The 26,404-nt window shown below is 68.1% G+C and carries 25 protein-coding genes; 10 read left to right on the top strand and 15 right to left on the bottom strand.

Annotated elements, in window-relative coordinates:
* Positions 1–224 precede the first annotated feature (224 nt).
* A complete protein-coding gene (locus NDR87_RS24615; RefSeq protein WP_251913002.1) occupies positions 225–875 on the top strand; it encodes a hypothetical protein in 651 nt (216 codons plus the stop codon).
* A 148-nt stretch (positions 876–1,023) separates the two neighbouring features.
* A complete protein-coding gene (locus NDR87_RS24610) occupies positions 1,024–3,135 on the top strand; it encodes a prolyl oligopeptidase family protein (protein WP_251913001.1) in 2,112 nt (703 codons plus the stop codon).
* Here the strand turns inward: NDR87_RS24610 and NDR87_RS24605 are convergent, their stop codons facing one another.
* Positions 3,136–3,579 (bottom strand): SRPBCC family protein, encoded by a 444-nt coding sequence (locus tag NDR87_RS24605; RefSeq protein WP_251913000.1) that lies wholly within the window; start codon positions 3,577–3,579, stop codon positions 3,136–3,138.
* A 347-nt stretch (positions 3,580–3,926) separates the two neighbouring features.
* On the opposite strand from NDR87_RS24605, the gene NDR87_RS24600 reads away from it, so the two are divergent.
* Positions 3,927–5,171, top strand: a complete 1,245-nt coding sequence (locus NDR87_RS24600; RefSeq protein ID WP_372494184.1) for a TetR/AcrR family transcriptional regulator — start codon at positions 3,927–3,929, stop codon at positions 5,169–5,171.
* Between the two features lie 10 nt (positions 5,172–5,181).
* On the opposite strand, the gene NDR87_RS24595 is transcribed toward NDR87_RS24600, so the two are convergent.
* From NDR87_RS24595 to mftF, 4 genes are all read right to left on the bottom strand, one after another.
* The gene (locus tag NDR87_RS24595; protein WP_251912998.1) at positions 5,182–5,832 is read right to left on the bottom strand and encodes a hypothetical protein; all 651 of its coding nucleotides are present in this window, start codon (positions 5,830–5,832) and stop codon (positions 5,182–5,184) included.
* A gap of 96 nt (positions 5,833–5,928) precedes the next feature.
* Positions 5,929–6,639, bottom strand: a complete 711-nt coding sequence (locus NDR87_RS24590) for an NUDIX domain-containing protein (protein ID WP_251912997.1) — start codon at positions 6,637–6,639, stop codon at positions 5,929–5,931.
* A 565-nt stretch (positions 6,640–7,204) separates the two neighbouring features.
* Positions 7,205–8,578: a GAF domain-containing protein gene (locus tag NDR87_RS24585; RefSeq protein WP_251912996.1), complete on the bottom strand. Its 1,374-nt coding sequence runs from the start codon at positions 8,576–8,578 to the stop codon at positions 7,205–7,207.
* A gap of 122 nt (positions 8,579–8,700) precedes the next feature.
* Entirely contained in the window at positions 8,701–10,107 is a 1,407-nt protein-coding gene (gene mftF / locus NDR87_RS24580; RefSeq protein ID WP_251912995.1) for a mycofactocin biosynthesis glycosyltransferase MftF, read from the bottom strand.
* A 382-nt stretch (positions 10,108–10,489) separates the two neighbouring features.
* On the opposite strand from mftF, the gene mftR2 reads away from it, so the two are divergent.
* Together mftR2 and NDR87_RS24570 are read left to right on the top strand one after the other, a co-directional pair.
* Positions 10,490–11,110: a mycofactocin system transcriptional regulator MftR2 gene (gene mftR2, locus NDR87_RS24575; RefSeq protein WP_251912994.1), complete on the top strand. Its 621-nt coding sequence runs from the start codon at positions 10,490–10,492 to the stop codon at positions 11,108–11,110.
* A gap of 44 nt (positions 11,111–11,154) precedes the next feature.
* A complete protein-coding gene (locus NDR87_RS24570; protein WP_251912993.1) occupies positions 11,155–12,210 on the top strand; it encodes a ferredoxin--NADP reductase in 1,056 nt (351 codons plus the stop codon).
* A gap of 4 nt (positions 12,211–12,214) precedes the next feature.
* Here NDR87_RS24570 and NDR87_RS24565 read toward each other — a convergent pair whose 3' ends face one another.
* The 3 genes from NDR87_RS24565 to NDR87_RS24555 form a co-directional block, all read right to left on the bottom strand.
* Complete coding sequence (locus tag NDR87_RS24565; protein WP_251912992.1) at positions 12,215–12,943, bottom strand: DNA alkylation repair protein; 729 nt, start codon at positions 12,941–12,943, stop codon at positions 12,215–12,217.
* Positions 12,940–13,719: a glutamate racemase gene (locus NDR87_RS24560; RefSeq protein WP_251912991.1), complete on the bottom strand. Its 780-nt coding sequence runs from the start codon at positions 13,717–13,719 to the stop codon at positions 12,940–12,942. Before NDR87_RS24560 ends, NDR87_RS24565 begins: the two co-directional genes overlap by 4 nt.
* Positions 13,720–13,898: 179 nt before the next feature.
* Entirely contained in the window at positions 13,899–15,092 is a 1,194-nt protein-coding gene (locus NDR87_RS24555; protein WP_251912990.1) for an FAD-dependent oxidoreductase, read from the bottom strand.
* 152 nt (positions 15,093–15,244) lie between these two features.
* On the opposite strand from NDR87_RS24555, the gene NDR87_RS24550 reads away from it, so the two are divergent.
* The 4 genes from NDR87_RS24550 to NDR87_RS24535 all read left to right on the top strand — a co-directional run bounded on the left by NDR87_RS24550 (position 15,245) and on the right by NDR87_RS24535 (position 18,555).
* Complete coding sequence (locus tag NDR87_RS24550) at positions 15,245–15,592, top strand: SPW repeat protein (RefSeq protein WP_251913260.1); 348 nt, start codon at positions 15,245–15,247, stop codon at positions 15,590–15,592.
* Entirely contained in the window at positions 15,592–16,221 is a 630-nt protein-coding gene (locus NDR87_RS24545) for a TetR/AcrR family transcriptional regulator (protein ID WP_372494173.1), read from the top strand. Before NDR87_RS24550 ends, NDR87_RS24545 begins: the two co-directional genes overlap by 1 nt.
* Positions 16,222–16,397: 176 nt before the next feature.
* Complete coding sequence (locus NDR87_RS24540; protein WP_372494183.1) at positions 16,398–17,582, top strand: lipase family protein; 1,185 nt, start codon at positions 16,398–16,400, stop codon at positions 17,580–17,582.
* A 100-nt stretch (positions 17,583–17,682) separates the two neighbouring features.
* The gene (locus NDR87_RS24535; RefSeq protein WP_251912988.1) at positions 17,683–18,555 is read left to right on the top strand and encodes a hypothetical protein; all 873 of its coding nucleotides are present in this window, start codon (positions 17,683–17,685) and stop codon (positions 18,553–18,555) included.
* A gap of 82 nt (positions 18,556–18,637) precedes the next feature.
* On the opposite strand, the gene tuf is transcribed toward NDR87_RS24535, so the two are convergent.
* From tuf to hppD, 7 genes are all read right to left on the bottom strand, one after another.
* Positions 18,638–19,828: an elongation factor Tu gene (tuf, locus tag NDR87_RS24530; protein WP_251912987.1), complete on the bottom strand. Its 1,191-nt coding sequence runs from the start codon at positions 19,826–19,828 to the stop codon at positions 18,638–18,640.
* Positions 19,829–19,926: 98 nt separating this feature from the next.
* Positions 19,927–22,029, bottom strand: coding sequence for an elongation factor G (gene fusA / locus NDR87_RS24525; protein WP_251912986.1), 2,103 nt, complete (start codon positions 22,027–22,029; stop codon positions 19,927–19,929).
* Positions 22,030–22,198: 169 nt separating this feature from the next.
* Complete coding sequence (gene rpsG, locus NDR87_RS24520) at positions 22,199–22,669, bottom strand: 30S ribosomal protein S7 (protein WP_195110305.1); 471 nt, start codon at positions 22,667–22,669, stop codon at positions 22,199–22,201.
* Positions 22,669–23,043, bottom strand: a complete 375-nt coding sequence (gene rpsL, locus NDR87_RS24515; protein WP_011211612.1) for a 30S ribosomal protein S12 — start codon at positions 23,041–23,043, stop codon at positions 22,669–22,671. The genes rpsG and rpsL overlap by 1 nt, the downstream gene beginning before the upstream one ends.
* 371 nt (positions 23,044–23,414) lie before the next feature.
* Positions 23,415–23,954, bottom strand: a complete 540-nt coding sequence (locus NDR87_RS24510) for a DUF3558 domain-containing protein (RefSeq protein ID WP_251912985.1) — start codon at positions 23,952–23,954, stop codon at positions 23,415–23,417.
* Between the two features lie 8 nt (positions 23,955–23,962).
* Entirely contained in the window at positions 23,963–24,493 is a 531-nt protein-coding gene (locus tag NDR87_RS24505) for a DUF3558 domain-containing protein (RefSeq protein WP_251912984.1), read from the bottom strand.
* A 51-nt stretch (positions 24,494–24,544) separates the two neighbouring features.
* The gene (gene hppD, locus NDR87_RS24500) at positions 24,545–25,747 is read right to left on the bottom strand and encodes a 4-hydroxyphenylpyruvate dioxygenase (protein WP_251912983.1); all 1,203 of its coding nucleotides are present in this window, start codon (positions 25,745–25,747) and stop codon (positions 24,545–24,547) included.
* Positions 25,748–25,882: 135 nt separating this feature from the next.
* Between hppD and NDR87_RS24495 the strand changes: the two genes are divergently transcribed.
* On the top strand, positions 25,883–26,404 hold the full coding sequence (locus tag NDR87_RS24495) for an Lrp/AsnC family transcriptional regulator (protein WP_251912982.1): 522 nt from the start codon (positions 25,883–25,885) through the stop codon (positions 26,402–26,404).

The raw sequence follows: 26,404 nt of genomic DNA, 5'->3' as shown, positions 1-26,404 counted from the left end.
ATGAATCGGAAACCGCCTGTTCTGCTTGAAGATTCGATCATTCATTGTACGGGATACTTCCAGCCGGAAGCCCCTCGTTCGAGGCGACCATTCCGAACGAAAAGCTCACGTTCCCAACGTTGTCGGCGACCGAGGATGGATTCAACATTTATATCGACAGTCCAGTTCATTTCACTGTCGGGTTGCTCATTCGATCCACCATCGGATTCCTCGAGGAGCGCACAATGCTCAGCAAACTGTTCTTCGCCCGAATGACCCTGGCCGCCGTGAGCTGCGCGGCGGCCACCGTCGCGATCGGCGCTCCGGCGCAGGCGGTTCCGGCCGGTTCGACCACGGTGAGCCCGGCCGGGGCCGCGGTGCGGGCCACCAACCAGGGACCGCTCGTGTTCACCTCGGGCTCGGTGACCTTCACCTGCAACTCCGCCGTCGCGACCGGTTCGGTGCCCGCCGCCCCGGCCAACCACAATCCCAACGGGCCGGTGTCGGTACAGATCTCCGCACCGACCATCAGCGGCTGCACGACCAATATCCCCGGCCTGAACGCCACCGTCACCACCTCGGGCACCTGGTCGGTCTCGGTGCAGAACGGCTCGCCCATCGCGGGCAGCATGACGATTCCGCAGGGCGGGGTGACGATCAAGAGCAGCGGAGTCGCGTCCTGCACGGCGCTGGTGGCCCCGAACGGTCCCGCGGTGCTGCCCGGCACGTTCACCAACGGCAACCCCTCGACCGTGTCCGCCAGCAACGTTCCGGTCCCGGTCAAGGTGACCGGCGGCTTCCTGTGCCCGACCGATGTCACCAGCGGAACGCAGACGGGCACCTTCGCACTCACCAACACCACCAACCCGTCGCAGCCGATCACCGTCGGCCCGTGACCTGATCCTCCCCGGCGCCGAGCCCGCGTAACCCTGGTGCGCGGGCTCGGCTGCGCCGGTCCCCGACGGCGCGCCGGTGCGATCGATGGCCCCGGCGCGTCGGCCAGGGGTGTTCTACGCTGGGCGATCGGGACGATCTTGGGGAGGCATGGTGGGACGTACTGCGAGCGGTGTGATCACGGCCATGGTCGTGCTGATGGTGGGGGTCGCCACCGCGTGCGGACGATCCACGCCCACGGCCACCGACGAATTCCAGTGGCTGGAGGACAACGACAGTCCCCGGGTGCACCAGTGGGTCGAGGCCGAGAACGCCAAGACACTCGAGGTGCTGCAAAAGGATCCGCGCTACGCCGACAATCTGGCCCAGGCCAAGGACGTCGGGAATTCGCCGGACCGGCTGGCCGAGCCCACGATCATCCACGGCGAGATCTACAACTTCTGGCAGGATCCGGACCACAAGCAGGGGATCTGGCGGAAGACCTCGGTCGCGAATTACGAATCGCCGCAACCACAGTGGACCACCGTGCTCGATGTGGACGCGCTGGCGAGCGGCGAGGGCAAGAAGTGGGTCTGGAAGGGCGCCGACTGCGCCCCGGTCGCCGAGACGCGCTGTCTGGTGGCGCTGTCGGAGGGCGGTGAGGACGCGGTCACCGTCCGCGAATTCGATCTCACCACCAACGGATTCGTGCCCGACGGCTTCGTACTGCCGCGCGGTAAGCAGGACATCGCCTGGCTGGACGACAATTCGCTGCTGGTCGGGCGGGAATGGCAGCCCGGCGAGCTGACCAGTTCCGGCTATGCGTATGTCGTCAAGCAGTGGGATCGGGGCCGTCCGCTCGAAACCGCGGTCGAGGTCGGCCGCGGTGAACCGAGCGATGTCAGCACCCGCCCGGTCGTGCTGACCGACGGCGAGAACCACCGGCTCGCCCTGCTCGACCGCAGCCCGTCGTTCTTCGAGCACGAGTACCGGCTCGTCGCGGACGGCACGCGGCCGGTGGCCCTGCCCCCGAAGGCCGATCTCCAGGGTATGGTCGCCAACCGGGTGCTCGTCTCCCTGCAGCAGGACTGGTCGGTAGACGGCACGAATTTCCCCGCCGGAACGCTGGTCGCCCTCGACGCCGACGCGCTCGCCCGCGATCCCGCCCATCCCAAGCCGACGGCGGTGTACACCCCCGGCCCGGCCGATGCGCTGGAGCAGGTCATGACCACCCGGGACCAGGTGGTCGTCCTGTCACTGCACGATGTGCGCGGCCGCGCGACGATCTATCACCCCGGCCCGGACGGCTCCTGGACCTCCGCACCGGTCGCGCTGCCGGACAACGCCACCCTCTCCGCCACGGCCGCCGACGACCACGGCAGCCTGTCGTATCTGACGGTGACCTCGTTTCTGAGCCCACCCGCGCTGTGGCGGCTGGACACCGCCACGGGTGCGCTCGCGGAAGTGAAGAACGTTCCGCCGCAATTCGATTCGACCGGACTGACGGTCGATCAGTGGAAGGCCACCTCCGCCGACGGCACCCAGGTGCCCTACTTCGTCGTACATCGCGCCGATATGCCGTTCGACGGCACCGCGCCCACGATCCTGCACGCCTACGGCGGCTTCGGAGCGAGTATGACGCCGAGCTACTCCGCCGATCTGGGCCGGTTGTGGCTGGCGCGCGGCGGCGCGTTCGCACTGGCCAATATCCGCGGCGGCGGCGAATTCGGGCCGTCCTGGCACGACGCCGCCCTGACCACCGATCGCCAGCGGGCCTTCGACGACTTCGCCGCCGTCGGAAGGGATCTCATCGATCGCAAGATCACCGCACCCCGGCATCTGGGCATCAGCGGCGCCTCCAATGGCGGGCTGCTCACCGGCGTCGAGCTCACCCAGCACCCCGAGCTGTGGAACGCCGTCGACATCGGCGTTCCGCTGCTGGACATGCTGCGCTATCAGCAGATCGCGGCGGGCGCGTCCTGGGTCGGCGAATACGGCAGCGTCGACGATCCGGCCCAGCGCGCGTTCCTGGCGCGGATCTCGCCCTATCAGCAGCTGAAAGCCGGTGTGCGCTATCCGGAACCGTTCATCTGGACCACCACCAAGGACGATCGCGTCGGTCCGCAGCACGCGCGCAAGTTCGCGGCGAAGCTGGGCGCGCTGGGCGATCCGTATCTGTACTTCGAGAGCTCGGAGGGCGGCCACGGCAGCGGCGCCAATATCGACGAATCGGCGCTCACGACCGCCCTGCGCTACACCTACTTCATGCGGCGGCTGATGTAGTCAGCGCCGCAGCTCGTGGTCGGCGCGGGCCAGCACCGAGCGGATGCCGAGCGCCACGATGGGCTGCAGCGCCAGCGTCCAGGGCCCGCTGAAAAGCGGTGCGGCGACCTCGAATTGGGTGTGCCAGTGCACCCTGGTGCCGCCGCCCGCCGCGGCGGCGAAGGCGAGGAAACCGTCCTGCGACCGCAGCGGCGGAACGGAATGGAGAATCCGGTAGCGCATCAGGCGCGGCGGATCGTATTCGACGATCTCCTCGGTGATGCGCATGAGCGGCGTCACCAACAATCGGACGGCGCCGACGCCGTGTTCGGCGACATCGCCCGGACGCACCAGGGTGACCCGCCGAATCAGCAGTATCCGTTGGTAATTCGTGGCATCGGTCAGCCAGTCGAATACGTCGGCGATGGGCGCCTGGATGGTGCGTTCCAGGTCCACCGTGCGCATGCGGACTCCGTTCGGATGGGGGCTTGGAGATTCCTGCGGAGCCTACGGCGCGCGCGACCGAGCGAACCAGTACAACCGAACGAACCGATGCTGTTTCGATACCGGACAGTTCGGGTCGGCGCACACCGGATGGACCCGCTGCCGCGTCCGGCCTTGCCGCCGCGGCCGCAACTGGCCGAAACCGTGGGTAACACAGACCGGCCACGACCCCGCCGCTGGCTACGATGGCGACCATGAATGCCGAGGAGCGCCGCGACGCCCGCAGCCGCCCCGATGGCATCCCGCCCACCGAGCGCACCCGCCGAGACCCGGCGCGACGTGCCGTTACCGAAGGACAGGCCAGCACCTTGAGCCGAGGACAGCGCGGCGCGGCGCAGCGCGCAGAGGCAAATCCCACCGAGCGCGTGATCCGCCGACGCCCGAAGAATCGTCGTGCACAAATCGCCGCCACCTCCGCCGCCGCCTTCGGTTCGCTCGGCTATCACGGGGTGAGCATGGAGGACATCGCGACCCGGCTCGGCATCTCCTCGGCGGCGCTGTACCGGCACTATCCGAGCAAGTACGCGCTGTTCCGCGAGGAGTTGCTGCGCCTGAGCGCCGCGACGGTGGCCGCGGTCAGCCTGCCCGAGGAGGCGGCGGACTGGTCCGCGGAGCGTCGGCTGGGTCACGTGATCGACACCGTGATCGCCGACACGATCGCCAACCGTCCCACGGTGGCGCTGGTGCGCTGGGAGCGCCGCTATCTCGACGACACCGACCGCGCGACGCTCGACGAACAGTTCGCGAGCGCGGTGGCGGTGGTCCGCGATCTGATCGGTGAACTGCGGCCGGAGCTGTCGCGGCGCGAGCGCGCGGTGCGCTCGGTCGCGCTGTTCAGCGTGATCAGCAGCATCGGCGACCATCACGCCACGCTGCCGGTGAAACCGCTTGCGGCCGTGCTGAATTCGGCGGCGTGGGCACTGGTCCGGGCGGATCTGCCCGCGGCCGAGACGGTCTCGCGCGTGCCACGGGCGGTGGAGATCCCGCAGTCGTTCAAGCACGAGTTGCTGCTGAAGAAGGCCGTCGAGCTGTTCCACGAGCGCGGCTATCCGAATGTCAGCGTCGAGGACATCGCCACGGCCGCGGAGCTGTCGGCGGCCTCGGCGGTCTATCGTTACTACCGCAGCAAGAGCGATCTGCTCGCCGCCGCGTTCCGCCGTGCGGCCGACCGGGTTTCGGGTGCGATCGGACCCGCGACGGCCTCGTCGAGCAATCCCGCCGAGGCGCTGTCGAAGCTGATCGACCTCTATGTCGCGGGCTCGTTCGCCGAGCGCGAGCTGACCTTCGTCTACTACGCCGAATTCGGCCACGTCCCCGCCGAGGAGCGCGCGGTGCTGCGCAATATCCAGCGGCTGATCGTGGCCGAATGGGTGAAGCTGCTGGTGCGGGTCCGCCCCGAACTGTCCGAGGCCCAGGCCCGCATCCTCGTCCACGCGGCCTTCGGTCTGGTCGTGGATCTGGGCCGGGCCTTCGACGACGACCGAATCTGCCCGCAGGACAAGGTGATCCGGCTACTGGAGGTCACGCTCTTCGGAGCGGCGTCCGCCGCCTGACCGCGCCGGTTCAGTATCCCACCTGCGGCCAGGGATAGAAGGCCAGGTGGATGAGCAGGATCACCAGCAGCGCCAGCACGACGGCCGCCAGCCAGGGCGCCCGGCGGCCGAGATAGGCGAGGGTGCGAAACAGCGTGGGGAACGGCACCTCCCGGGCGAAGAACATCGCCAGCACGCTGGGTGCGATCACCCACACCACCGCGATGATGCCGTAGAGCACATAGCCTCCGGCGAAGGAATCCGGCGACATCGCCCGCGCGCCCGCCGCGAACACCACCCCGATCGCGAAGGCGCTCATGGCGAAAACCAGATAACCGCCCATGCCGTGATAGCCGACCGCCTCGGGATCGGTGGTGGCCCAGCCGTTGGCCGTCAGTCGCCGCCCACCGATGACGGCCGGTTCCTCGGGACTCCGGGCCAGCTGCGGCACCGCGTAGTAGGCCAGCACGACGATCACGAACACCACGACCAGCCGCACCCAGGCGTGCCGGGTCTCCAGATGCCCGATCGTGGCGGAGATGGTGGGCCAGTCGGCGATCGCGAAGACCGCGATCAGTTCGGGCACGAGGATGGCCAGCCCCGCGAGGCTCCACATCACATATCCCCAGAACTCCGCCGACCGCCCGCTCGTGGTCGGCGCACCGGCGCGCGCCTGCGTCATGGTGCTGGTTTACCACCGGCAATCGGTGCGCACACGCCGCGGCGCGGATGCTGGTGAAGTCGATATGTCCTCGTCACGCGAGCGCGACCTGCGCGCTCAGCTCGGTCGTAACATCGGCGGATGCAGCACCCGGGCCGGGCCCGCCCGGTAGAGCTGCGCCGGTCGGCCGCCGTCGCGGGTGGTGGTGCGGCCGGTGGCCACCACGAAGCCGGGCGTGCTGGTCACCTTGCGATGGAAGTTGCGCGGATCGATGCCGCGGCCCCACATCACCTCGTAGACCCGGCGCAGGTCCGCGACGGTGAATTCGCGCCCGCAGAACGCGGTGGCCAGCGGGGTGTACTCGAGTTTGGCGCGTGCCCGTTCGACGCCGTCGGTGAGGATGCGATGGTGATCGAAGGCCAACCGCCCGCGATCGGCCAGCATCTGCTCCACCGACCAGATGGCGGCGGCCGCGGCCTCCGGGCCCGCGTGGGGGGCGGGCAGATTCGGCACCAGGGCGAGATAGGCGACGCTGATCATGCGGCCGCGCGCGTCGCGGCCGGGCTCGCCGTAGGTGGCGAGCTGTTCCAGATGCAGCTGGTCGCCGCGAATTCCGGTCTCCTCGCGCAGCACCCGCACGGCCGCCGCGGACAGGCTCTCCTCCGGCTGCACCAGTCCGCCGGGCAGTCCCCAGCGACCGCGATAGGGCGCGTAGAGGCGCTGGACCAGCAGCGCGCAGAGCGTATCGTTGGGCACCTCGCGGGCACCGAGGGTGAGAACCACCAATTCCACCGCGACCGCCGCATTGAGGCGAAAAGCATTGCCCATGAATCGGATTGTAATCGTCAAATTGACGATAAATCGGAGAGCGCGCCGCGGCGTACCCGGGTGCAGGGGTGTTCGGGGGTACGCCGCGGCGCCTATTCAGGTGGCCTCCAGGGGTATCGGGCCGCACACCCGTTCCACGATCGAGGAACGGCCGCGGTTCGATACCGGCATGCGCGAGCGAACCCCACCGGCGCCGGACCTTCCCCGGGACCGGCACCGGCGAAGCGCGAGGTGACCGGAGGCAGCGGATCGCGGCCGGTCACTTCGATGTTCAGCGTACTCGCCCGCACCGACAGGCCACGGCGACGGAAGGCCGGGGCCGTCGACGCGGTCCCGGGCGAGCTGAACCCCCGACGGATACAGCTCACCCGGAACCGCGCGCCGCCTCGACGGCACGAAATGTAGCGCGCCGCCGCCGCATTCGGCGGACAATCGGCGCGATACCGCCGAATTATCTTGCCGCGCAGCGACTTCGAGGCACGGAGAACACTCCGTCAGCTCCGGATCGTGGACCACGTGACCCTGTTCCATGCACGGCGGGATGGGGCGTTTGCTCCCGGGGAGCCTAGGAGTCGAAACGTTGCATCTGCGTTGCATCGGCGCCCATGCGCCGATCCAGCACCCGAATCTTGGCCTCTATCTGGGTATACAGGGCCGAGTCGCGATCCACCGTCGATCGGTAGGCCGCCCACGCCGCCGCGTCGTCACGCCCCTCGGCGCAGGCGGTCCATCGGCTCAGCACCGCCGGATCGCCCGAGCGCAGTACCGCGGTGCGCAATCGGACCCGCGATTCGTCGCGGATGTCCACCACCCCGGGCGCGTTGGAGCGGGGCAGCACCGGCCCGGTGTAGAGCCGCACCGCGGTATCCACATCACCGGAATCCAGTGCGGCACGCAGCGCTTCGACGTCGGTGGCCAGATGTACGCGTAGCCGGTACGGCCGCGAGTCGAAGATCTGCGGCCCCACCACCGCGCGCAGGCGGGACATGGCCGCGCGAATGGTGGCGTTGTCCAGGTCGGTGTCGTCGAGCAGCAGTGCCAGATGGTCGGCCGACAGGCCCTCGGGATGTTCGGCCAGCAGCAACAGGATCTCGGCGTGCCGCTGCGACAACGGAACTCGCTCACCGGCCACGGTCAGCTGCGGCTGCCCGAGGCCGAGCACGTCCAGCGCCAGGCGACCGGCCGCATGGCGCTGCGGCGAATCCGCCCCGCAGCCAATACGTTCCGCGCCGCGATGCTGCGCGCGCACCGTCGACAGCACCAGATCCATCTCCGCCGCGGTGGCCGCGGCCTTCACCAGCGCCAGGATCTCCGGGCTGGCCACCCGCGCCCCGCCCGCGATCATCAGCACGCCGACCAGTCGCCCGTCCGGATCGTGCACGGGCGCAGCGGCTCCGGTGATCCGGTGCATGCGGTGCAGGAAATGCTCCGGACCGTGGACCCAGCTCGCGCGGCCGGTGCGCACCGCCAGCCCGACCGCGTTCGTGCCGACCCGCCGCTCGCTCAGATCGTTGCCCTCGCGCAGTCCGGCGTCGGCGACCGCGGCCACCCGATCGGGACCGCCGTGCACCGACAGGACGCGACCGAATTGGTCGGCGATCACCACGATCAGTCCGGTGCTCGTCGCGTCCTGCAGTAAGAGCCTGTCCACCAACGGCATCACCGCGGCGATCGGATGATTGTCGCGATAGCGCTCCAGATCCGCCCCGCGCAGGCCGCGGCCGTCGAGTTCGTCCCTCGGGTCCACCCCGCCACGCACACTGCGCAGCCAGGATTCCAGGATCAGCGGACGCAGCAGTCCCGGCAGTTGAGCCAGCCGTTCGCCGCCGACGGTCAGGTGGCCGTGGGCCTGGGCGGCATAGGATTCCAGCGCACCGAGTTGGGTCCCCGGCTCGACCCCGTATCCGGCAGCGCCGCCGCCCGCAAGATTGCTGACCATTTGCCTTTCTTCCCGCCCCAAACTGTACCGGCGGCCGGTCGGCGAGACGGTCGATGCGGGTCGTTTGTCCGACAGGTCACATCGGGGCGGACTCGCCCGGAAATGTGAGGCAGGCGGCAGTTTCAGCGGGCATCGGCGGGCGGTGCGGCCGGGCGCAGCGCCGTCACATTGCGGGCCCGGGCCGCACCCCACCACAGCCCGGTGCCGTAGGCCAGATCGTCGAGACGCTTGCAGAACAGATAGCGCAGCGGATCCAGGCCGCCGGGCTCGCGATGGGTGAACCAGTCCGCCAGCCCGTCGGCCACGGCCATGGTCAGCGCGATGCGCCGGATGCGCGGGGAGACCACCATCGCCAGCACGGTCACCGGCCAGTAGTGCCGACACAGCGCCGAGACGATCCGCCAGACCCCGCCGGAGAAGCCGCGCGCCAATTGGATTGCCGCGACCCGGGTCGGATTGTCGAGTTCGGCGAAGACACGGCGCAGCCGGATCAGCGCGGCCACCAGGGTGGCCACCCCGCCGATCAGGCTCCAGCGGGTCGCGGCCGCCAGCAGCGCGGTGGCCACCACGGCCCAGAACGGCACCGACAGCGGGGCCACGACGCCCGCGTGGCGGCGCGCCAGCGGAGCGGCGCCCGCGCCGTGGGAAACCTTGCGCCCGAACCACTTTCCGAACGAAGCCGGATGTTCGCAGCCGACATGCGCGGCCGGTTCGTAGCGCAGTCGCCAGCCCGCCTGCTCCAGCCGCCAGCACAGGTCGATATCGGCGGCCGACCGCATCCGCTCGTCGAATCCGCCCTCGGCCAGCAGCGCTCGCCGACGCACCAGCAGCGCCGCACTCGGCACGTAGGACACCGCGCCGCGCGAGGTGACGGCCGTTTCGCGGCGCCCGTGATCCAGCGACGAGCGGGTGTGCTCGTAGCGGCCCAGGACCGTGGTGTCGGAGTCGCGCGCGACGATGCGCGGGGCGACCAGTGCCACCTCGGGATCGCTGAAATGCCCCAGCATCACCTCGAGCCAGCCCGCCCGCGGTACCACGTCGGAGTCCAGGAAGGCGACGAATTCGGTTGTGGCGGCGCGCAGCCCGGCATTGCGGGCGGCCACCGGGCCGTGTCGGCGATCGTGGCGCAGCACGGTGACCCGGCAGCGGCCCCGGGTCCGCGGTATGCGCACCGGCCGATCCGAGCCGTCGTCCACCACGACCACGCTGTGCCCGCGCAGCGTGCCCAGCAGTCGCTCCAGGCCGTCCGCGTCGTTGTAGTGCGGCACCACCACCGTCACGTCCTCCGGCGAGGGCAGCAGGCGCGGACGGGGATTGGCGACCCCGGAGTCGAGCAGCCGTCTGGCTACTACGGCCGACGTGGGGTCGGTCACCTCCAGATACCCGTCACCGATCAGTGCGGCCGCCTCCGGTGCGAGCCGCAGCAACCTCGTCGGCGAGCCCCCGACCAGGTACCTGCCACCGGAGTAGGTGCGCACCCTCGGATCGATTCGCACCCCGAACCCGTCGGGCAGTCGATCATGGCGCATTCCTGGGATGCTATGCGCTGATTGCCGTTCGGACATACCGTGTCGAAAAAAGAGGATCGAATTCGATACGAATACCGCGCGCGCCTCCCGGCGCGTCGCCCGGCGACCTGCGCGCTATTCGCCAAAGTTGCTGGCAATCTGGCCGCAACTTCCAACTGGATGCGATGAAGATCACCCCGAACATCAGGCTGGTTCATCATCGGCTAATTTCATGTCCCGCCCTCTCCTCGGCGTTCTCCGGGCAACCCGCACACACGCGGACCCACGTCCGCGAGCGCGCTCTAGACTGCGGAGGGAAAAAGCACGTTGAACAGTAGATGACGGGTTGCCGACGGGCGATGGGGCTGCGGCACAGTCGCGAGGTGGCATGGGAGTCGGACGGATGCAGACGAGCGGGGGCGGCAATACGTTGTCGGAATCCGAGATCGTCGAGGCCGCGTTGCGGGTCGTGCGCGAGGACGGAGTGGACAAACTGTCCATGCGCCGGCTGTCTCGCGAACTAGGCGTCTCTCCGATGGCTCCGTATTACTACGTGGCGGACAAACGCGAACTGCTGGATCTGGTCGCCACCGCGGCGCTGACCGGCGTCCGCAAACCGCCACCGGAATCGGGACCATGGCAACAGCGACTGCGCGATCTGATCGACCAGATCGACGAAAAGCTGCGCAAACATCCGGGGCTCGGCGATGTGCTCATCGAGCAGATGCTCGGCAAACAACTCGATCTGATCGCCGCGGTGATGGAGATCCTGTTCGAGGCCGGATTCGACGATCGCAATGTGCTCGCCGCCTATGCGACCATCCACACCTATCTGTTCGGGCGGGCGCGGGTGAATCCGCGCGATCGCGGCGCACTGGTCGATGTCGCACTGCCCGAGGCGGTCGAGCGGGCGGTGAAGCATATCGGCGATCTGCGCGGGAAGTACTCCTACGACTTCGGCATCGGGGTGCTGATCGCGGGGCTGGAGGCTCAGCTTGTTCGGCAGCGAGACAGCCACGTATAGTCGAAACTAGAACACGTTCTACTTTGACCGCCCGAGAGGACCCCATGACCACCGTTGAAGTGCCACACGGCTCGCGCTCCGCCGTGCTGCGGGTCGCCGCGGTCATCAACGAGACGGCCGATGCCTGTTCCCTGGTCTTCGACGTACCCGAGGAGCTGCGCGAGCGGTTCACCTATCAGCCGGGTCAGTTCCTCACTTTGCGCATCCCCAGCGAGCTGACCGGGTCGGTGGCGCGCTGCTATTCGCTGGCCAGTTCGCCGCACACCGACGACCGGCCGAAGGTCACGGTCAAGCGCACCGCCGACGGCTACGCGTCGAACTGGGTGTGCGACAACGTGAAGGCGGGCGACGAACTCGAAGTGCTGCCGCCCTCCGGGGTTTTCACCCCCAAGGATATCGACGAGGATCTGCTGCTGTTCGCCGCGGGCAGCGGCATCACCCCGGTCATGTCCATTCTCAAGTCGGCGCTGGCGCGCGGCAGCGGCCGAGTGGTGCTGGTCTACGCCAACCGCGACGTCGAATCGGTCATCTTCGCGAACGAACTGCGCGAGCTGGGCGACAAACATCCGCAGCGGCTGATCGTGGTGCACTGGCTCGAGACGCTGCAGGGCCTGCCGAGTGTGGCGGGGTTGGCCGCGCTGGCCGCGCCCTACACCGGACACCGGGCGTACATGTGCGGGCCCAAGGCGTTCATGGACCGGGTGCACGACGCGCTGGCCCAGCTCGGCGTGCCGCGCAACCGGACGCACGCCGAGGTCTTCAATTCCCTTGCCGGAGATCCCTTCTCGGTGACCGCCCCGGCCGAGGTGAGCGAGGCGGAGGCCGCCGACGCGGCCACCGTCGAGGTGGAACTCGACGGCGAGGTCCACAACCTGAGCTGGCCCCGCAGCCAGACCCTGGTGGACATCATGCTGGCCAAGGGAATCGACGTCCCCTACTCCTGCCAGGAGGGCGAGTGCGGCTCCTGCGCCTGCACGGTGCTCGAGGGCAAGGTCGACATGGATTCCAGCGATATCCTCGATCCCGAGGACATCGAGGCGGGCTACATCCTGGGCTGCCAGGCCCATCCGGTGACCGATCACCTGAAGATCCAGTTCTGATGCGCTACCGCAGGTCGCGGTAGCGCTGCCGCACTTCGCCTTCCAGCTGTTCGGTGGCGTAACTCAGGGCGGTGCGGCCCATTTCGGCGGCATGGGTGTCCAGGAAGCCGAGCAGCAGCTCGCGGTCCACGCGCTTGCCCACCTCGCGCAGCATCCAGCCCACCGCCTTCTGGATCAGGTCGCGACGGTCGCCGAGCAGGCGTTCGCCGAGTTCGAGGGTGGTCGAGGCGTCGCCGGATTTGACGAAGTGGAAGGTGGTCAGCAGGGCCACCCGCCGTTCCCACAGCGAATCCCCCTGGGCCAGGTGGAAAAGCAGCTCGCGCGGGCGGTTCAGCAGCCAGGGGCCGAGGATGTGCTCGGCGGAGACATCGACCAGGTCCCAGTTGTTCACCCGGCCGCGGCGGACGGCGGCCAGATAGAGCTCCACGATCCGCCCCTGGGCCGCCTCGTCCTTCGTGCGCGGCTTCATCGCCGCGGCCATGGCCGCGTTGAGGATCACCAGTCCGGCCAGCCGATGCTCGTGCACGGGGCTGTCGAGCAGGAGGTCGATCTCGGAAAGCGGCAGTCCGGCAAACTGTTTGGCCACCGCGCGGGTGGCGGGCACCCGCACGCCGATGAAGACGTCACCCTCGCCGTACTCACCCGGACCGGTCTTGAAGAACCGCCGCAGGTGGATGGCATCGGCCGGATCGGCCACAGCGGCCAGGGCCTGTCGCACCGCGGCGGCGGTCATCCCCGCGTGGCCACATCGGCCGTGGCGCCGAGGATCCGGCCGGATTCGAAGGCCGCGGCACCGGCGGGCAGGGCACCCGGTCGGCCGCTGTTGAGCACGGTGACCGTGCCCGCGCCCGCGGTCGGGCGGCCGAGCGCGTCCATGCGCCGAAGGGTTTGGGCCGCAACGGCTTCGGCGCTGTCGAACAGCCGCACGTGATCCGGCAGAGCGGCGATGATCGAATCCATGACCAGCGGGTAGTGCGTGCAGCCCAGCACGATGCCCTCGGTGCCGGGCGGGGTCTGGGCCACCGCCCGCTCGATCGCCTCCGCGATGGCCGGTAGGTCGCCGCGGTCGATGGCGTCGGCCAGCCCGTGGCAGGCCACGCCCACCACCTCGGCGTTCCCGCCGAAGCGGGCGATCAGATCGGCCTGATAGCGGCTGGCCGTGGTCGCGGCGGTCGCCCAGACCGCCACCGTGCGGCAGACCGCGGCCGCGGGCTTGATGGCCGGTACCGTCCCGATCACCGGCACCTCCGGACCGACCTCGGCGCGCACCTGTTCGAGCGCGGTCACGCTGGCGGTATTGCACGGCAGCACGATGACCTCCGCGCCCATCCGCAGCGCCCGCCGGGCGGCCGCCAGCACCCGATCGACCACCCACTGCTCCGGTTTGGGCCCCCAGGGCGCCCCGTCCGGATCGGTTTGCAGCAGCAGATCCAGATCCGGCCGCAACGTGCGCAGCCACGCCCCCGTGGGCAACAGGCCCAGTCCCGAGTCGATCAGCGAGACGATCACACGCCCAACTGTATTAGCGCCCGCCGGGGCGAGCCGCGCCACCCGGGCGAACCTCACATCCGCGCCGATCGAGCAGGGCCCGTCGACCCGATTCGCCCGTCTTCAGCCGGGTACGGACGGCCGGAGGTTATCGCGCCGGGCTTCGCATCGCGCCCACGACGAGCAGGTCGGCGGTGTGATCAGTGCACCGCCGAGGGGCTGGGTGCGGCCAGTCGGGCGCGCATCTTCATGACCTGGCCGGGGCGGCCCGCACCGACGACGGCGGTGAGCCTCTCGCCGTCGAAGTAGTGGGCCACGAATTTGCGGCCGTCGTCTTCCACCACGCGCACCTCGTCGGTGCTCGACGGGGTGCCCAGGACCTGGATCTTCAGGTCGTACTGATCGCTCCAGACATAGGGGACGCGGGCCGAGGCGGGCGGGTCGACGCCGAGCAGGGCACAGGCCAGCAGCTGGGCCTGTTCGCCCGCATTGGTCCAGTGTTCGATCCGGCGGTGGTCGCCGGTCGCGTGCCGCCAGGCCGCCACGTCGCCGACGGCCCATACGCCCTCGACCGCGGTGCGCCCCACCTCGTTCGCCGCGATGCCGCCGCCCGCGTGCGGGGCGGCCAGGGGGATGCCGGAACCGGCGAGCCAGTCGGTGACCGGTACCGAGCCGACGCCGAGCACCACCAGTTCGGCGGCGACCACGGCGCCGTCGCCGAGCCGGGCGCCACGGACCGAATCTCCCTTCACCACAAGCGAATCCAGTCCGACGCCACAGCGCAGGTCCACACCGGCCGCGCGATGCCACCGCGCCACCAGTGCGCCGACCCGCTCGCCGAGCGCGGCGGCCAGCGGCGCGGGCCGCGGCTCCACCAGCACCACGGTCACCCCGAGGGCGCGCAGGCTGGCCGCGAGTTCGCAGCCGATGAAGCCCGCGCCGACCACGAGCGCCCTTGTCGCCCCGGACAACTCGGCGCGCAGGGCGGCGGCATCGCGGTGCCGGCGCAGTACGTGCACCCCGGCCACCTCGGGGAGGCCCGGAATACGCCTGGGCCGCAGGCCCGTCGCGATGATCAACTGTTCGTAGCCCAGCGCCGAACCGTCGGCCAGCAGCACCCGCCGGGCGGCGGTGTCCACCCCGGTGGCGGGTACCCCGAGCCGCAGCTCGATCTCGTTGTCCGCGAAGAACTCCGCGGGCCGCAGCGTGGTGTCGTCGGTCTCGCCGCGGATGAACTGCTTGGACAGCGGGGGCCGGTCGTAGGGCAGCCGCGATTCATCGCCGAGGAGGACGAGCCCGCCCGCATATCCGGCGCGGCGCAACTCCTCCGCGGTGCGCAGGCCCGCCAGGCCCGCGCCGACGATCACGATCGGTCGCGCCGCAGTAGTCACCACGCCAACATATTCTAGAACGCGTTCTAATTTCTACCCCGGTGGCCGCCCTGGTCGCAGCAGTTCCCAATCGTTGCCGAACCGCTATTGATCGGGCGGTCAATCAGAGTTATACCGATGGAAGAACATATCCCCTGCCTACGAGGAGGCACATGATGTTCACCGATAGCCGCGCGCAGGACTTCATCGCGGTCGTACTCGGCGCCTTCGCCGCCCTGTCCCCCATCTGGGTCGACACCAACAATCGGGCGGTATGGACGCTGGTCGTCCTAGGCGTGCTCATCGCACTGACCGGTCTGGCGCAGATCGCGCGTCCGGCGATGGCCGGTCTGGACTATGCGATGGGCCTGTTCGGGGTGCTGCTGTTCATCTCCCCGTGGGTGATGAACTTCGATGCCTACAATGGCGCGTCGTGGACGGCGTGGATCGTGGGCGTGCTGACCGTCGTGGTGGCGGTGGCGGCACTGCCGCAGGTGGCGGGGCGGCTGCACACGGCCCACTGATGCCGATGCCCAAACCCCATCGAGCGGGGCGTCGCCGGAGCCGCAAGGTCGACGGCGACGCCCGTCAGCTCATTCTGGACGCGGCCGAAAACCTGTTCGCCACATACGGTTTCGATGCCACGGCGACGGCGGCCATCGCCACGGACGCGGGGGTGCCCAAGGGGCTGGTCTTCTACTACTTCCCGACCAAGGAGTCGATCCTGTCGGCGCTGATGGCCGAGCGCGTGCCGACCCCACCGATCGACGATATCGAAACCGTTGTGACACCGGGTGATCCGGCTCGGAGCCTGGTGAATCTGGACGCCGCGCTCAACCTGCGCGACCATCACTCGTCGGTGCTGCGCGTCATCATGTGGCGCGAGGCCGACACCCATCCCGATGTGCGAAGGCAGTTGCGCCGCATGCGCGATCAGTTGCTCGACATCACCACCCGGGTGCTGGCCGCCAGCGCGCCCGGGCCGGTGCGCCCCGGCACGCTGCGCGCCTGCGCGGGCGCGTGGGTGTCGGCGATGCTGGCGATCGCGACCACCGATCGGCTGCATGCGCTCGACGGTCTGACGCTGCCCACCGCCGAGGAGATCCTCAACATCTCTCAGGTGATCGCGGCGGGGATGACTCAGCTGGGCTGATCGCCCGTTCTCGACACGCCCCAATCCGCCTTGTTTCGGCACGGCGTGTCGCGTGGCCTCGCGCGCATTCGGCACTTGAATACGACTGGCCAGTCTTCCGTAGCTGAAAAGTTGCCGTGGAGGTTATAGGTGTGACCAGTCCGGGTTCGGTTCGCAAGCGCAAGCACATCGGCCGGCTGCTGGCCGGTCTGTCCGGTCTCCTGTTCGGCCTGCTCACGCCCGCTGCGGCCGATGCGCAACCGCTCTATCCGACACCCGATCCGGACCCCTTCTACGCGACGCCCGGGGATATAGCGGCGTATGCGCCGGGTGAGGTGCTCGCGGTGCGGCCGATGCCGATGCTGCTGTCCTTCCCGGGCACCAGCGTCACACTGGTCAAGTTCCGCTCCACCAACTCCCACGGCGACCCGATCGCGGCCACCACGACCGTGCTGACCCCGTTCGGTCACCGCCCGGACGGGCCGCTGCTGTCCTATCAGCACATCATCAACGGGCTGGGGACGCAGTGCGCGGTATCGCATGTGCTCTACACCGGCGATCCGAATCTGGCGGTCCGGGAGGCACCGGCGCTCAACGCCCTGCTGCTGCGCGGGTGGAGTGTGGCCCTACCCGATCATCTGGGGCCGCAATTCGCCTACGGCGCGGCACGATTGGGCGGGCAGATCACGCTGGACGGGATTCGCGCGGTCAAGCGGGTGCCGCAGTTGCAGGCCGGGCGCAGCCCGGTGACGATGGCGGGCTATTCCGGCGGCGGCATGGCGACGGCGTGGGCCGCGGCGCTGCAACCGAGTTATGCGCCGGAGCTGGATATCGCCGGTGCGGCCATCGGCGGGGTGCCGATGAATCTGGAGACCATGGTCCGGGCGCTGTGGACCAATCCGCATCCGGCGTTCGGGCTGGCGATGGCCGCGGCGATCGGTTTGGAGCGCGAATATCCGGATCGGTTGCCGATCAGCGACTATATGAACAGCCGCGGCCTCGCGGCCCGCAATGCCATGGCCAATGGCTGCACCAACGAAATCCTCGCGACCGGAGCCGGTCACAGCGTGCTGGATTTCGCCGCCAACACCTCGCTCGTCGATCGGCCCGAGGCCTGGCAGGTGCTGCGGGAGAACAGCCTGGAGCTGTTCGACGGCGTGCCCACCATGCCGATCTTCGAATGGCATTCGGCCTCGGATCCACTCATACCCCTGGATGCGATCGATAACACGAATCGGCGCTACTGTGCCGCGGGCGTGCGGCTGCGAACGGAATCGAATCCGTCGCCGGAGCATCTCTCGGCGGCCGTGCTGGGCGTGCCGTCCATGGTGAACTGGCTCGATGCGCGATTTCGCGGTGAGCCCGCGCCGAGCGACTGCTGAATTTCCGCGGGCGCGGTGTCAGTGACAAATCGCTGCCGCAATCGGACTCACTCGTTGGGCCTACGGCGCGACGGGACGCCCTGGCCTAGCATTGGCCACTATGACCGATGCCGACTTCGCCAGCTTCGGAGAGCCGAACCGTTCCCGGCCGGAGGGATATCGCCTCACCCATCCGGTGAACGACTCGGGACCGGCATCGACGAGCGCCCTGACCGGCTACGACAGCCCGACCGGCCGGACCAGCCCGATCCATGACAGCGGCGTGCACTGGACCCAGCCCGACGTCGGATCGCCGTGGGCCACCGGGGCCACCCCTACGACCACCCCGCGTGCCGAAACCCCCACGGCCCGTGCGGAATCAATGGGCTCACCCCCGGATTCGGTTGCGATTCGGCCGGATTCGCGAACTTCGACCGAATCCGCCCCACTCCGCCCCGAGACCCAATCGCCCACGGAGAATGCGCACCGCGCCGAGGAGACCAATCACCGATCCGCCGCGGAACTCGCCCGCCTGCTCGAGGAGAACGGCTACCGCCCACCCACCGAACCGGCCCGCCGCATCCCCGCGGAACCCGCCCCGCGCCCGGACACCTCTTCCGGCCACCGCGCCTCCGACCCCACCCCGCCCCGCCGCACCACCGTGGAATCCGCACCGCGCCCGGAAACCCCCACCGCCCGCCGCGCCGCCGACCCGACCCCCACCCGCCGCAGCGCCCACCGCCACACCACCCCCCTCGACGACGCCCCCACCACGGTCGACATCCACCTGGTCATGCGCCTCCTGCTGGCCAGCCACAACCTCGAAACCGTGGCCAAGAAGGCCGAATCCGGCGACGCCTCTGTCGAGGACTTCGTCCAGGCCGCCCGCCGCACCCGCACCACGGCCGTAGACCTCGTCTCCGCCTGGTTCGGCGGCGCCACCCAAATGCGCGAATTCGCCGAGGCCCTCCTGGCCGCCACCGAACCGTCCTGATCCCGGACCCCGAATACGAAGAGGGCCGCTCCCTTTCGGGAGCGGCCCTTTCGTGGTGCTTACCTTCCGAGGAAGGACAAGATCACTTGATGATCTTGGTGACCCGGCCGGCGCCGACGGTGCGGCCGCCCTCGCGGATGGCGAAGCGCAGGCCCTCTTCCATGGCGACCGGCTGGATGAGCTTGACGCTCATCTCGGTGTTGTCGCCCGGCATGACCATCTCGGTGCCCTCGGGGAGGGTCACGACGCCGGTCACGTCGGTGGTGCGGAAGTAGAACTGCGGGCGGTAGTTGTTGAAGAACGGGGTGTGGCGGCCGCCCTCGTCCTTCGACAGGATGTACGCCTGGCCCTCGAACTCGGTGTGCGGGGTCGTGGTGCCCGGCTTGATGACGACCTGGCCGCGCTCCACGTCCTCACGCTTGAGGCCGCGCAGCAGCAGACCGACGTTGTCGCCGGCCTGGCCCTGGTCGAGCAGCTTGCGGAACATCTCGACGCCGGTGACCGTGGTCTTCTGCGTCTTCTCGCGGATGCCGGTGATCTCGACTTCCTCGTTGACGTTGATGATGCCGCGCTCGATACGACCGGTGACGACGGTGCCACGACCGGTGATCGTGAAGACGTCCTCGATCGGCATCAGGAACGGCTTGTCGGTCTCACGAACCGGGTCCGGGATCGACTCGTCGACCGCGTTCATCAGCTCGAGGATGGACTCGGCCCACTTGGCGTCGCCCTCGAGGGCCTTCAGGCCGGAGACGCGCACGACCGGGGCGTCCTCGTCGAACTCCTGCGAGGCCAGCAGCTCGCGGACCTCCATCTCGACGAGCTCGAGAATCTCCTCGTCGTCGACCATGTCCGACTTGTTCAGCGCGACCAGGATGTAGGGCACGCCGACCTGACGGGCGAGCAGCACGTGCTCACGGGTCTGCGGCATCGGGCCGTCGGTGGCGGCCACGACCAGGATCGCGCCGTCCATCTGGGCGGCACCGGTGATCATGTTCTTGATGTAGTCGGCGTGACCCGGAGCGTCAACGTGGGCGTAGTGCCGCTTCTCCGTCTGGTACTCGACGTGGGAGATGTTGATCGTGATACCACGAGCCTTCTCCTCGGGAGCCTTGTCGATCTGGTCGAACGCAAAGCTCTCGTTCAGGTCCGGGTACTTGTCAGCCAGCACCTTGGTGATCGCCGCGGTCAGCGTGGTCTTGCCGTGGTCGACGTGACCGATGGTGCCGATGTTGACGTGGGGCTTCGTCCGCTCGAACTTCGCCTTCGCCACTTGATGTCCTCCTGGACTTGTTGGTGCTTGCTAAGCAGCAGTGCGGTTTGTAAGGATCACCCCCGCATACGCGGGGATTGGGTGGTTCAGCGCCCGGATTATTCCCCGGTCGCCTTGGCGATGATCTCCTTCGACACGTTGGCCGGAACCTCCGCGTACGAATCGAACACCATGGAGAAGTTCGCCCGGCCCTGGGTCTTCGACCGCAGGTCACCGATGTAACCGAACATCTCCGAGAGCGGAACCAGCGCCTTGACGACACGGGCACCACTGCGTTCCTCCATGGCCTGGATCTGACCACGGCGGGAGTTCAGGTCGCCGATCACTTCGCCCATGTAGTCCTCGGGCGTGGTGACCTCGACGGCCATCAGGGGCTCGAGGATCACCGGACCGGCCTTGCGGGCCGCTTCCTTCAGGGCCTGCGCGCCGGCGATCTTGAATGCCATTTCCGAGGAGTCGACCTCGTGGTAGGCGCCGTCGAGCAGAGCGGCCTTCACATTCACCAGGGGGTAACCAGCGAGCACACCGTACTGCATGGCGTCCTGGATGCCCGCGTCGACCGACGGAATGTATTCCTTCGGCACGCGACCACCGGTGACCTTGTTCTCGAACTCGTAGGTCGCGCCGTCCTCGCCGACGAACGGCTCGAGGGAGATGATGACGCGCGCGAACTGACCCGAGCCACCGGTCTGCTTCTTGTGGGTGTACTCGAGCTTCTCGACCTTCTTGGTGATGGTCTCGCGGTAGGCCACCTGCGGCTTGCCGATGTTGGCCTCGACCTTGAACTCGCGCTTCATGCGGTCGACATAGATGTCGAGCTGCAGCTCGCCCATACCGCCGATGACGGTCTGGCCGGTCTCCTGATCCAGCTTCACGTTGAAGGTGGGGTCCTCCTCCGCGAACTTCTGGATGGCGGTGCCCAGCTTCTCCTGGTCGGCCTTGGTCTTCGGCTCGATGGCGACCTCGATGACCGGATCCGGGAAGGTCATGGACTCCAGCACGATCTGGTTCTGCGGATCGCACAGGGTGTCACCGGTCGTGGTGTCCTTCAGGCCGATGACCGCGTAGATGTGGCCGGCCTGCGCCTCGGTGACCGGGTTCTCCTTGTTGGAGTGCATCTGGAACAGCTTGCCCAGGCGCTCCTTCTTGCCCTTGGTCGAGTTGATGACCTGGGCGCCGGAGTCGACCTTGCCCGAGTACACGCGGACGTAGGTCAGCTTGCCGAAGAACGGGTGCGTGGCGACCTTGAACGCCAGCGCCGCGAACGGCTCGTTGACATCCGCGTTGCGGTGGATGATCTCGTCTTCCTTGTTCGGCACGTGGCCGTCCGTACCGCCGTCGTCCAGCGGGTTCGGCAGGTAGTCGATCACGGCGTCGAGCATGGGCTGCACGCCCTTGTTCTTGAACGCCGAGCCACAGAGCACGGGGTAGAGCTCCGAGTTGACCGTCAGCTTGCGGATCGCGCCCTTGATCTCCTCGAGCGAGAGCTCCTCGCCGCCGAGGAACTTCTCGAGCAGCTCCTCGTCCGACTCGGCGACGGCCTCGAGCAGCTCCTGGCGGTACTGCTCGGCCTTCTCCTGCAGATCGGCCGGGATCTCGGTGACCTCGTACTGCTCACCGAGCTTGGTCTCGCCGCGCCACACCTTGGCGTTCATCTCGACCAGGTCGACGATGCCCTCGAAGGAGTCCTCCGCGCCGATCGGCAGCTGAATGACCAGCGGCTTGGCGCCCAGACGGTCCTTGATGGTCTGGACGGTGAAGTAGAAGTCGGCGCCCAGCTTGTCCATCTTGTTGACGAAGCAGATGCGCGGGACGTCGTACTTGTCGGCCTGCCGCCAGACCTGCTCGGACTGCGGCTCAACGCCCTCTTTGCCGTCGAAGACGGCGACCGCACCGTCGAGCACGCGCAGCGAGCGCTCCACCTCGACCGTGAAGTCGACGTGGCCCGGCGTGTCGATGATGTTGATCTGGTTGTTCTTCCAGTAGCAGGTCGTCGCGGCCGACGTGATCGTGATGCCGCGCTCCTGCTCCTGGGCCATCCAGTCCATCGTGGCCGCGCCGTCGTGAACCTCACCGATCTTGTAGGTGATACCGGTGTAGAAGAGGATGCGTTCGGTTGTCGTGGTCTTGCCGGCATCGATGTGGGCCATGATGCCGATGTTGCGGACCTTCTCGAGGTCGGTGAGCACGTCCTGTGCCACGGAAATCTTCCCCGCTCGTAGCTAGTTGGGATTTACGGGAACGACCCTGGCTCCGTTTCAGAAGCTCGAGGCCATCACTTTTTCAACGTCGGGCGTGGCGCCGAAGTGCCACGCCCGACTGTGACTCGCCTCCCGGCGCCGTTCCTTCACCGGCGGGCCGGGTGACGGATCACCAGCGGTAGTGCGCGAAGGCCCGGTTGGACTCGGCCATCTTGTGGGTGTCCTCGCGACGCTTCACCGAAGCGCCCAGACCGTTGCTGGCGTCCAGCAGCTCGTTGGCCAGACGCTCGACCATGGTCTTCTCCCGACGCTGCCGCGCGAAGTTCACCAGCCAGCGCATGGCCAGGGTGTTGGCGCGCCCGGGGCGCACCTCGACCGGCACCTGATAGGTGGCGCCACCGACACGACGCGGCTTGACCTCGAGGGCGGGCTTGACGTTGTCCAGCGCGCGCTTGAGGGTCACGACCGGATCGGTGCCGGTCTTCTCCCGCGCCTGCTCGAGGGCGCCGTAGACGATGCGCTCGGCGATCGACTTCTTACCGTCCAGCAGCACCTTGTTCACCAGCTGGGAGACCAGCGGCGAACCGTACACCGGATCGTTGATGAGGGGACGCTTGGGAGCGGGGCCCTTGCGCGGCATTAGCTCTTCTCCTTCTTGGCGCCGTAGCGGCTGCGGGCCTGCTTGCGGTTCTTCACACCCTGGGTGTCGAGCGAACCGCGAATGATCTTGTAGCGCACACCGGGAAGGTCCTTCACACGACCGCCGCGGACGAGCACCATCGAGTGCTCCTGCAGGTTGTGGCCCTCGCCCGGGATGTAGGCCGTGACCTCGACCTGGCTGGTCAGGCGAACACGCGCGACCTTACGCAGCGCGGAGTTCGGCTTCTTCGGGGTCGTGGTGTACACGCGGGTGCACACGCCACGACGCTGCGGGCTCCCCTTCAGGGCCGCGGTCTTCGTCTTCGCGACCTTGTCGCGACGACCCTTGCGGACCAGCTGGTTGATGGTTGGCATATACCGGCTTTCCTTATTCAGTAACCAGGTGTCTGGAACTCTTCATGTCTGTTGTTGTCGGTGGAGCTCACTCGGGCCCTGCGTGGTTACGCAAGCTGCCGCCTCCGGGCCTGTCCGTTCACTCCACTGTCATCGAGCTTTCACTCGCCCGCCCGAGCCGCGTTCCTCGCGTCCCGAGGTCGGGCGTGTCGCGCGCAGCGCGTACCGGTCTTTTCGGGCACGCTGAAACGGTCGGCCGCTCTCGCTGGCTTACGTCCTGCACACAAGCTTGCCCGCATGTGCCGGGCACAGCGATCCACGATACCCGTCGGCGCGGCGGGGGGCAAAAGCGGGTGCCCCGTGATAGGCGACGGGCCGGGTGGTTATGCGGTCTATCGGGCGAGGTTCAACGTCAACTCTGCCAGCTTTTGCGCGACATCGCACGGATCCGGATGCCCGCCGGGCCGATAGTTGAGCCACCATCCGATGATCCCGGTGTCGGCGGCCGGTGCCATCACCCCGCAGGAGTCCGCGTCGTTCGGCCGACGCACCTGCAGCGACCGCCGCCCCTGCACGTTCATATCGGTGGTCACATAGCCGAGCCGGTCGTTGTTCTGCTTCTCGTTGCTCAGCGTGCCCATCTCGTACCAGTTCAGCGTGGCCATGCCGTCGCCGCCGGGCGCGCCGGACAGCGTGTACATGCAGACCGCGCCGTTGAAGCTGGACACCACGTCCTGCGCCCCGGACAGCTTGGCGATCTGGTCCTGCGCCACCACATCACATTCGCGCAGCAATTTGTCGAAGTTCATGTTCACTCCGCCACCGCCGCCACCGGCGGGCTGGGCAGTACCGGGAACGGTGCGACCGCAGCCCGCGGCCGTCACCGCGACGGCCACCGCGGCCAGGCCCACCGCCGCGATTCGTACTCTCATCGCGCCCCTCATTTCAGCCGCGCAATCGTGAGCTCGGCCAGCTTCCGGTTCTTTTCGCACAGGTTCGCCGTGGGTTGCGCGTACATGCCCAGGTAGGTGGACCACTCGAAGAAGTCGTCGCCCAACTGCACCGCCAGGTCGCAGATGCCCGCGAGCGGGTCGGACGCCTGGAATCCGCTCTTGCCGCCGACATCGATCGTCTCCGGATTACGCCCCTGCACGGTCACCCAGGCGCGCTCCCGCTCGATCGGACTGCCGCGATAGGAGGCGAAGGTGACGGTCGGGCCGCTGATCCCCCCGCCCTGCCAGTTGCATCCGACCGAGTTCTTGAACACGTGGGTGACCTGCCCCAGTCCGCCGATGTCACGCACCTCGTCATCGGTGACATGGCCACACTCCCCCACGAACGGACCGAGTGCGGCCACCTTCATCGGTGGCCGCACCGGCGTGTCGTCACTTTTGGATTTGTCGCCCGAGCATGCCGTCAGCAGCGCCGCGATAGCCGTACCCGAGACGATCGCCGCCGAGATCCTCCGCATACCCCGAACTCTACTGGGATTCGGGCCCCGTTCGGCGGGGACGCGGGCCGGTCAGAGGTTGCCGCGGGCCTCCTGTTCGCGCTCGATCGCCTCGAACAGGGCCTTGAAGTTGCCCTTGCCGAAGCCGAGGGAGCCGTGGCGCTCGATGAGCTCGAAGAAGACGGTCGGGCGGTCGGTGATCGGCTTGGTGAAGATCTGCAGCAGATAGCCGTCCTCGTCGCGGTCGACCAGGATGCCGCGGGACTGCAACTCCTCCACCGGCACCCGGACGCGGCCGATGCGGGCGCGCAGCTCCGGATCCTCGTAGTAGGCGTCGGGGGTGGACAGGAATTCCACACCCTGACGGCGCAACTCGTCGACCGTGGCGAGGATGTCGCCGGTGGCCAGGGCGATGTGCTGGACGCCCGGGCCGCGGTAGAACTCGAGGTATTCGTCGATCTGGGACTTCTTGCGGCTCACCGCCGGCTCGTTGAGCGGGAACTTCACCCGGTGGTTGCCGTTGGCCACCACCTTGCTCATCAGCGCGGAGTATTCGGTGGCGATATCGTCGCCGACGAACTCGGCCATGTTCTGGAAGCCCATGACGCGGCGGTAGAACTCCACCCACTCGTCCATCTTGCCGAGCTCGACATTGCCGACCACGTGATCGATGGCTTGAAACAGCCGCTTGGGCGCGCCCTCGCGCGGCTCGTAGCTGGACTGGCGGGCCACATAGCCGGGCAGATACGGGCCCTCGTAGCGGGACCGGTCGACCAGGGTGTGCCGGGTCTCGCCGTAGGTGGCCAGCGCGGCCGTGCGGACGGTGCCGAACTCGTCGGACTCGTCGTGCGGCTCGACCAGGATCGTCGCGCCCTCCTTGCGGGCCTGCTCGACGCACTTGTCCACATCGGGCACCTCGAGGGCGATGTCGACGACGCCGTCACCGTGCCGATCGTGGTGACCCACCAGCGGACTCTCCGGATCGACCGCGCCCTTGATCACGAATCGCGCACTGCCGCTGCGCAATACGAACGCCTTGTGATCGCGGTTGCCGGTCTCCGGGCCGGAGTACGCCTCGAGCCGCATGCCGAAGGCCGACTGCATGTAGTGCGCGGTCTGGGTGGCGTTCCCGACCACCCACACCACCGCGTCCCAGCCGATGACGGGGAACGGATCGCTGTCCGGATCGTGATCGACCAAGCCGACGAGGACGCGAAGCTCGTCATCGCTGGGCACTGCGGACCGGGTGTCCCTGGGAAGGTGCTCGGTAGTCATGCATCTAGGTAATCGTCGGACCGCAAGACTGAGCAATATCACCGAAATTCTTTAGACACCGTGGTGAAATACGTCACCAAGTCGGCCGGTGTGCTGGACAATTTGAATAGAACACCGCGAACTGAGGAAGAGGCAATGGGTCGCACTGTCGCGAAGCTGGACGAACTGGACCTGGCAATCCTGTCGGCCATGCACGAATACCAGAAGGCGGGCATTCTCGAACTGTCCCGCCGCACCCGGGTGGCCAGGGCAACGGTCCAATCGCGGATCGCCCGCATGGAGGAGGCGGGGGTGATCGCCTCCTACGACCCGCATATCGATGTGACCGCGGCCGGGTTCGATGTGCAAGCCTTCGTGACCCTGGAGATCGCCCAGGGCGCCCTCGAGGCGGTCGCCGCCGATCTGGAATCGATTCCGGGCGTGCTGGAGGCGTACGCCACCACGGGTTCGGCGGATGTGCTGTGCCGCATCGGCGCCGAATCGCACGCGGGGCTGCAGGCGGTGCTGCTGAGCATCGATCGCAGTGCGGCCGTGGTGCGTTCGCACAGCGTGATCGTGCTGTCCACGGTGGTCGCCCACCGCACGCTGCCGCTGCTGCGCACGCTCACCCCCGCGGGGACGAGCAAGGCGCCCGCCTATCGCAACTCCGGATCCTGA

This window comes from Nocardia sp. CDC159 (assembly GCF_023740735.1).
GTDB lineage: Bacteria > Actinomycetota > Actinomycetes > Mycobacteriales > Mycobacteriaceae > Nocardia > Nocardia pulmonis.
Note: the sequence above shows the minus strand (reverse complement) of the source record. Positions and strands in the feature narration are given on the sequence as shown.

Bases quoted from the DNA above. Each gene is read 5' to 3' on its own strand.
- NDR87_RS24615 (WP_251913002.1), top strand. From the start codon at position 225: ATGCTCAGCAAACTGTTCTTCGCCCGAATGACCCTGGCCGCCGTGAGC.
- NDR87_RS24610 (WP_251913001.1), top strand. From the start codon at position 1,024: ATGGTGGGACGTACTGCGAGCGGTGTGATCACGGCCATGGTCGTGCTG.
- NDR87_RS24605 (WP_251913000.1), bottom strand. From the start codon at position 3,579: ATGCGCACGGTGGACCTGGAACGCACCATCCAGGCGCCCATCGCCGAC.
- NDR87_RS24595 (WP_251912998.1), bottom strand. From the start codon at position 5,832: ATGACGCAGGCGCGCGCCGGTGCGCCGACCACGAGCGGGCGGTCGGCG.
- NDR87_RS24590 (WP_251912997.1), bottom strand. From the start codon at position 6,639: ATGGGCAATGCTTTTCGCCTCAATGCGGCGGTCGCGGTGGAATTGGTG.
- NDR87_RS24585 (WP_251912996.1), bottom strand. From the start codon at position 8,578: ATGGTCAGCAATCTTGCGGGCGGCGGCGCTGCCGGATACGGGGTCGAG.
- mftF (WP_251912995.1), bottom strand. From the start codon at position 10,107: ATGCGCCATGATCGACTGCCCGACGGGTTCGGGGTGCGAATCGATCCG.
- mftR2 (WP_251912994.1), top strand. From the start codon at position 10,490: ATGCAGACGAGCGGGGGCGGCAATACGTTGTCGGAATCCGAGATCGTC.
- NDR87_RS24570 (WP_251912993.1), top strand. From the start codon at position 11,155: ATGACCACCGTTGAAGTGCCACACGGCTCGCGCTCCGCCGTGCTGCGG.
- NDR87_RS24565 (WP_251912992.1), bottom strand. From the start codon at position 12,943: ATGACCGCCGCCGCGGTGCGACAGGCCCTGGCCGCTGTGGCCGATCCG.
- NDR87_RS24550 (WP_251913260.1), top strand. From the start codon at position 15,245: ATGTTCACCGATAGCCGCGCGCAGGACTTCATCGCGGTCGTACTCGGC.
- NDR87_RS24545 (WP_372494173.1), top strand. From the start codon at position 15,592: ATGCCGATGCCCAAACCCCATCGAGCGGGGCGTCGCCGGAGCCGCAAG.
- NDR87_RS24535 (WP_251912988.1), top strand. From the start codon at position 17,683: ATGACCGATGCCGACTTCGCCAGCTTCGGAGAGCCGAACCGTTCCCGG.
- rpsG (WP_195110305.1), bottom strand. From the start codon at position 22,669: ATGCCGCGCAAGGGCCCCGCTCCCAAGCGTCCCCTCATCAACGATCCG.
- rpsL (WP_011211612.1), bottom strand. From the start codon at position 23,043: ATGCCAACCATCAACCAGCTGGTCCGCAAGGGTCGTCGCGACAAGGTC.
- NDR87_RS24510 (WP_251912985.1), bottom strand. From the start codon at position 23,954: ATGAGAGTACGAATCGCGGCGGTGGGCCTGGCCGCGGTGGCCGTCGCG.
- NDR87_RS24505 (WP_251912984.1), bottom strand. From the start codon at position 24,493: ATGCGGAGGATCTCGGCGGCGATCGTCTCGGGTACGGCTATCGCGGCG.
- hppD (WP_251912983.1), bottom strand. From the start codon at position 25,747: ATGACTACCGAGCACCTTCCCAGGGACACCCGGTCCGCAGTGCCCAGC.
- NDR87_RS24495 (WP_251912982.1), top strand. From the start codon at position 25,883: ATGGGTCGCACTGTCGCGAAGCTGGACGAACTGGACCTGGCAATCCTG.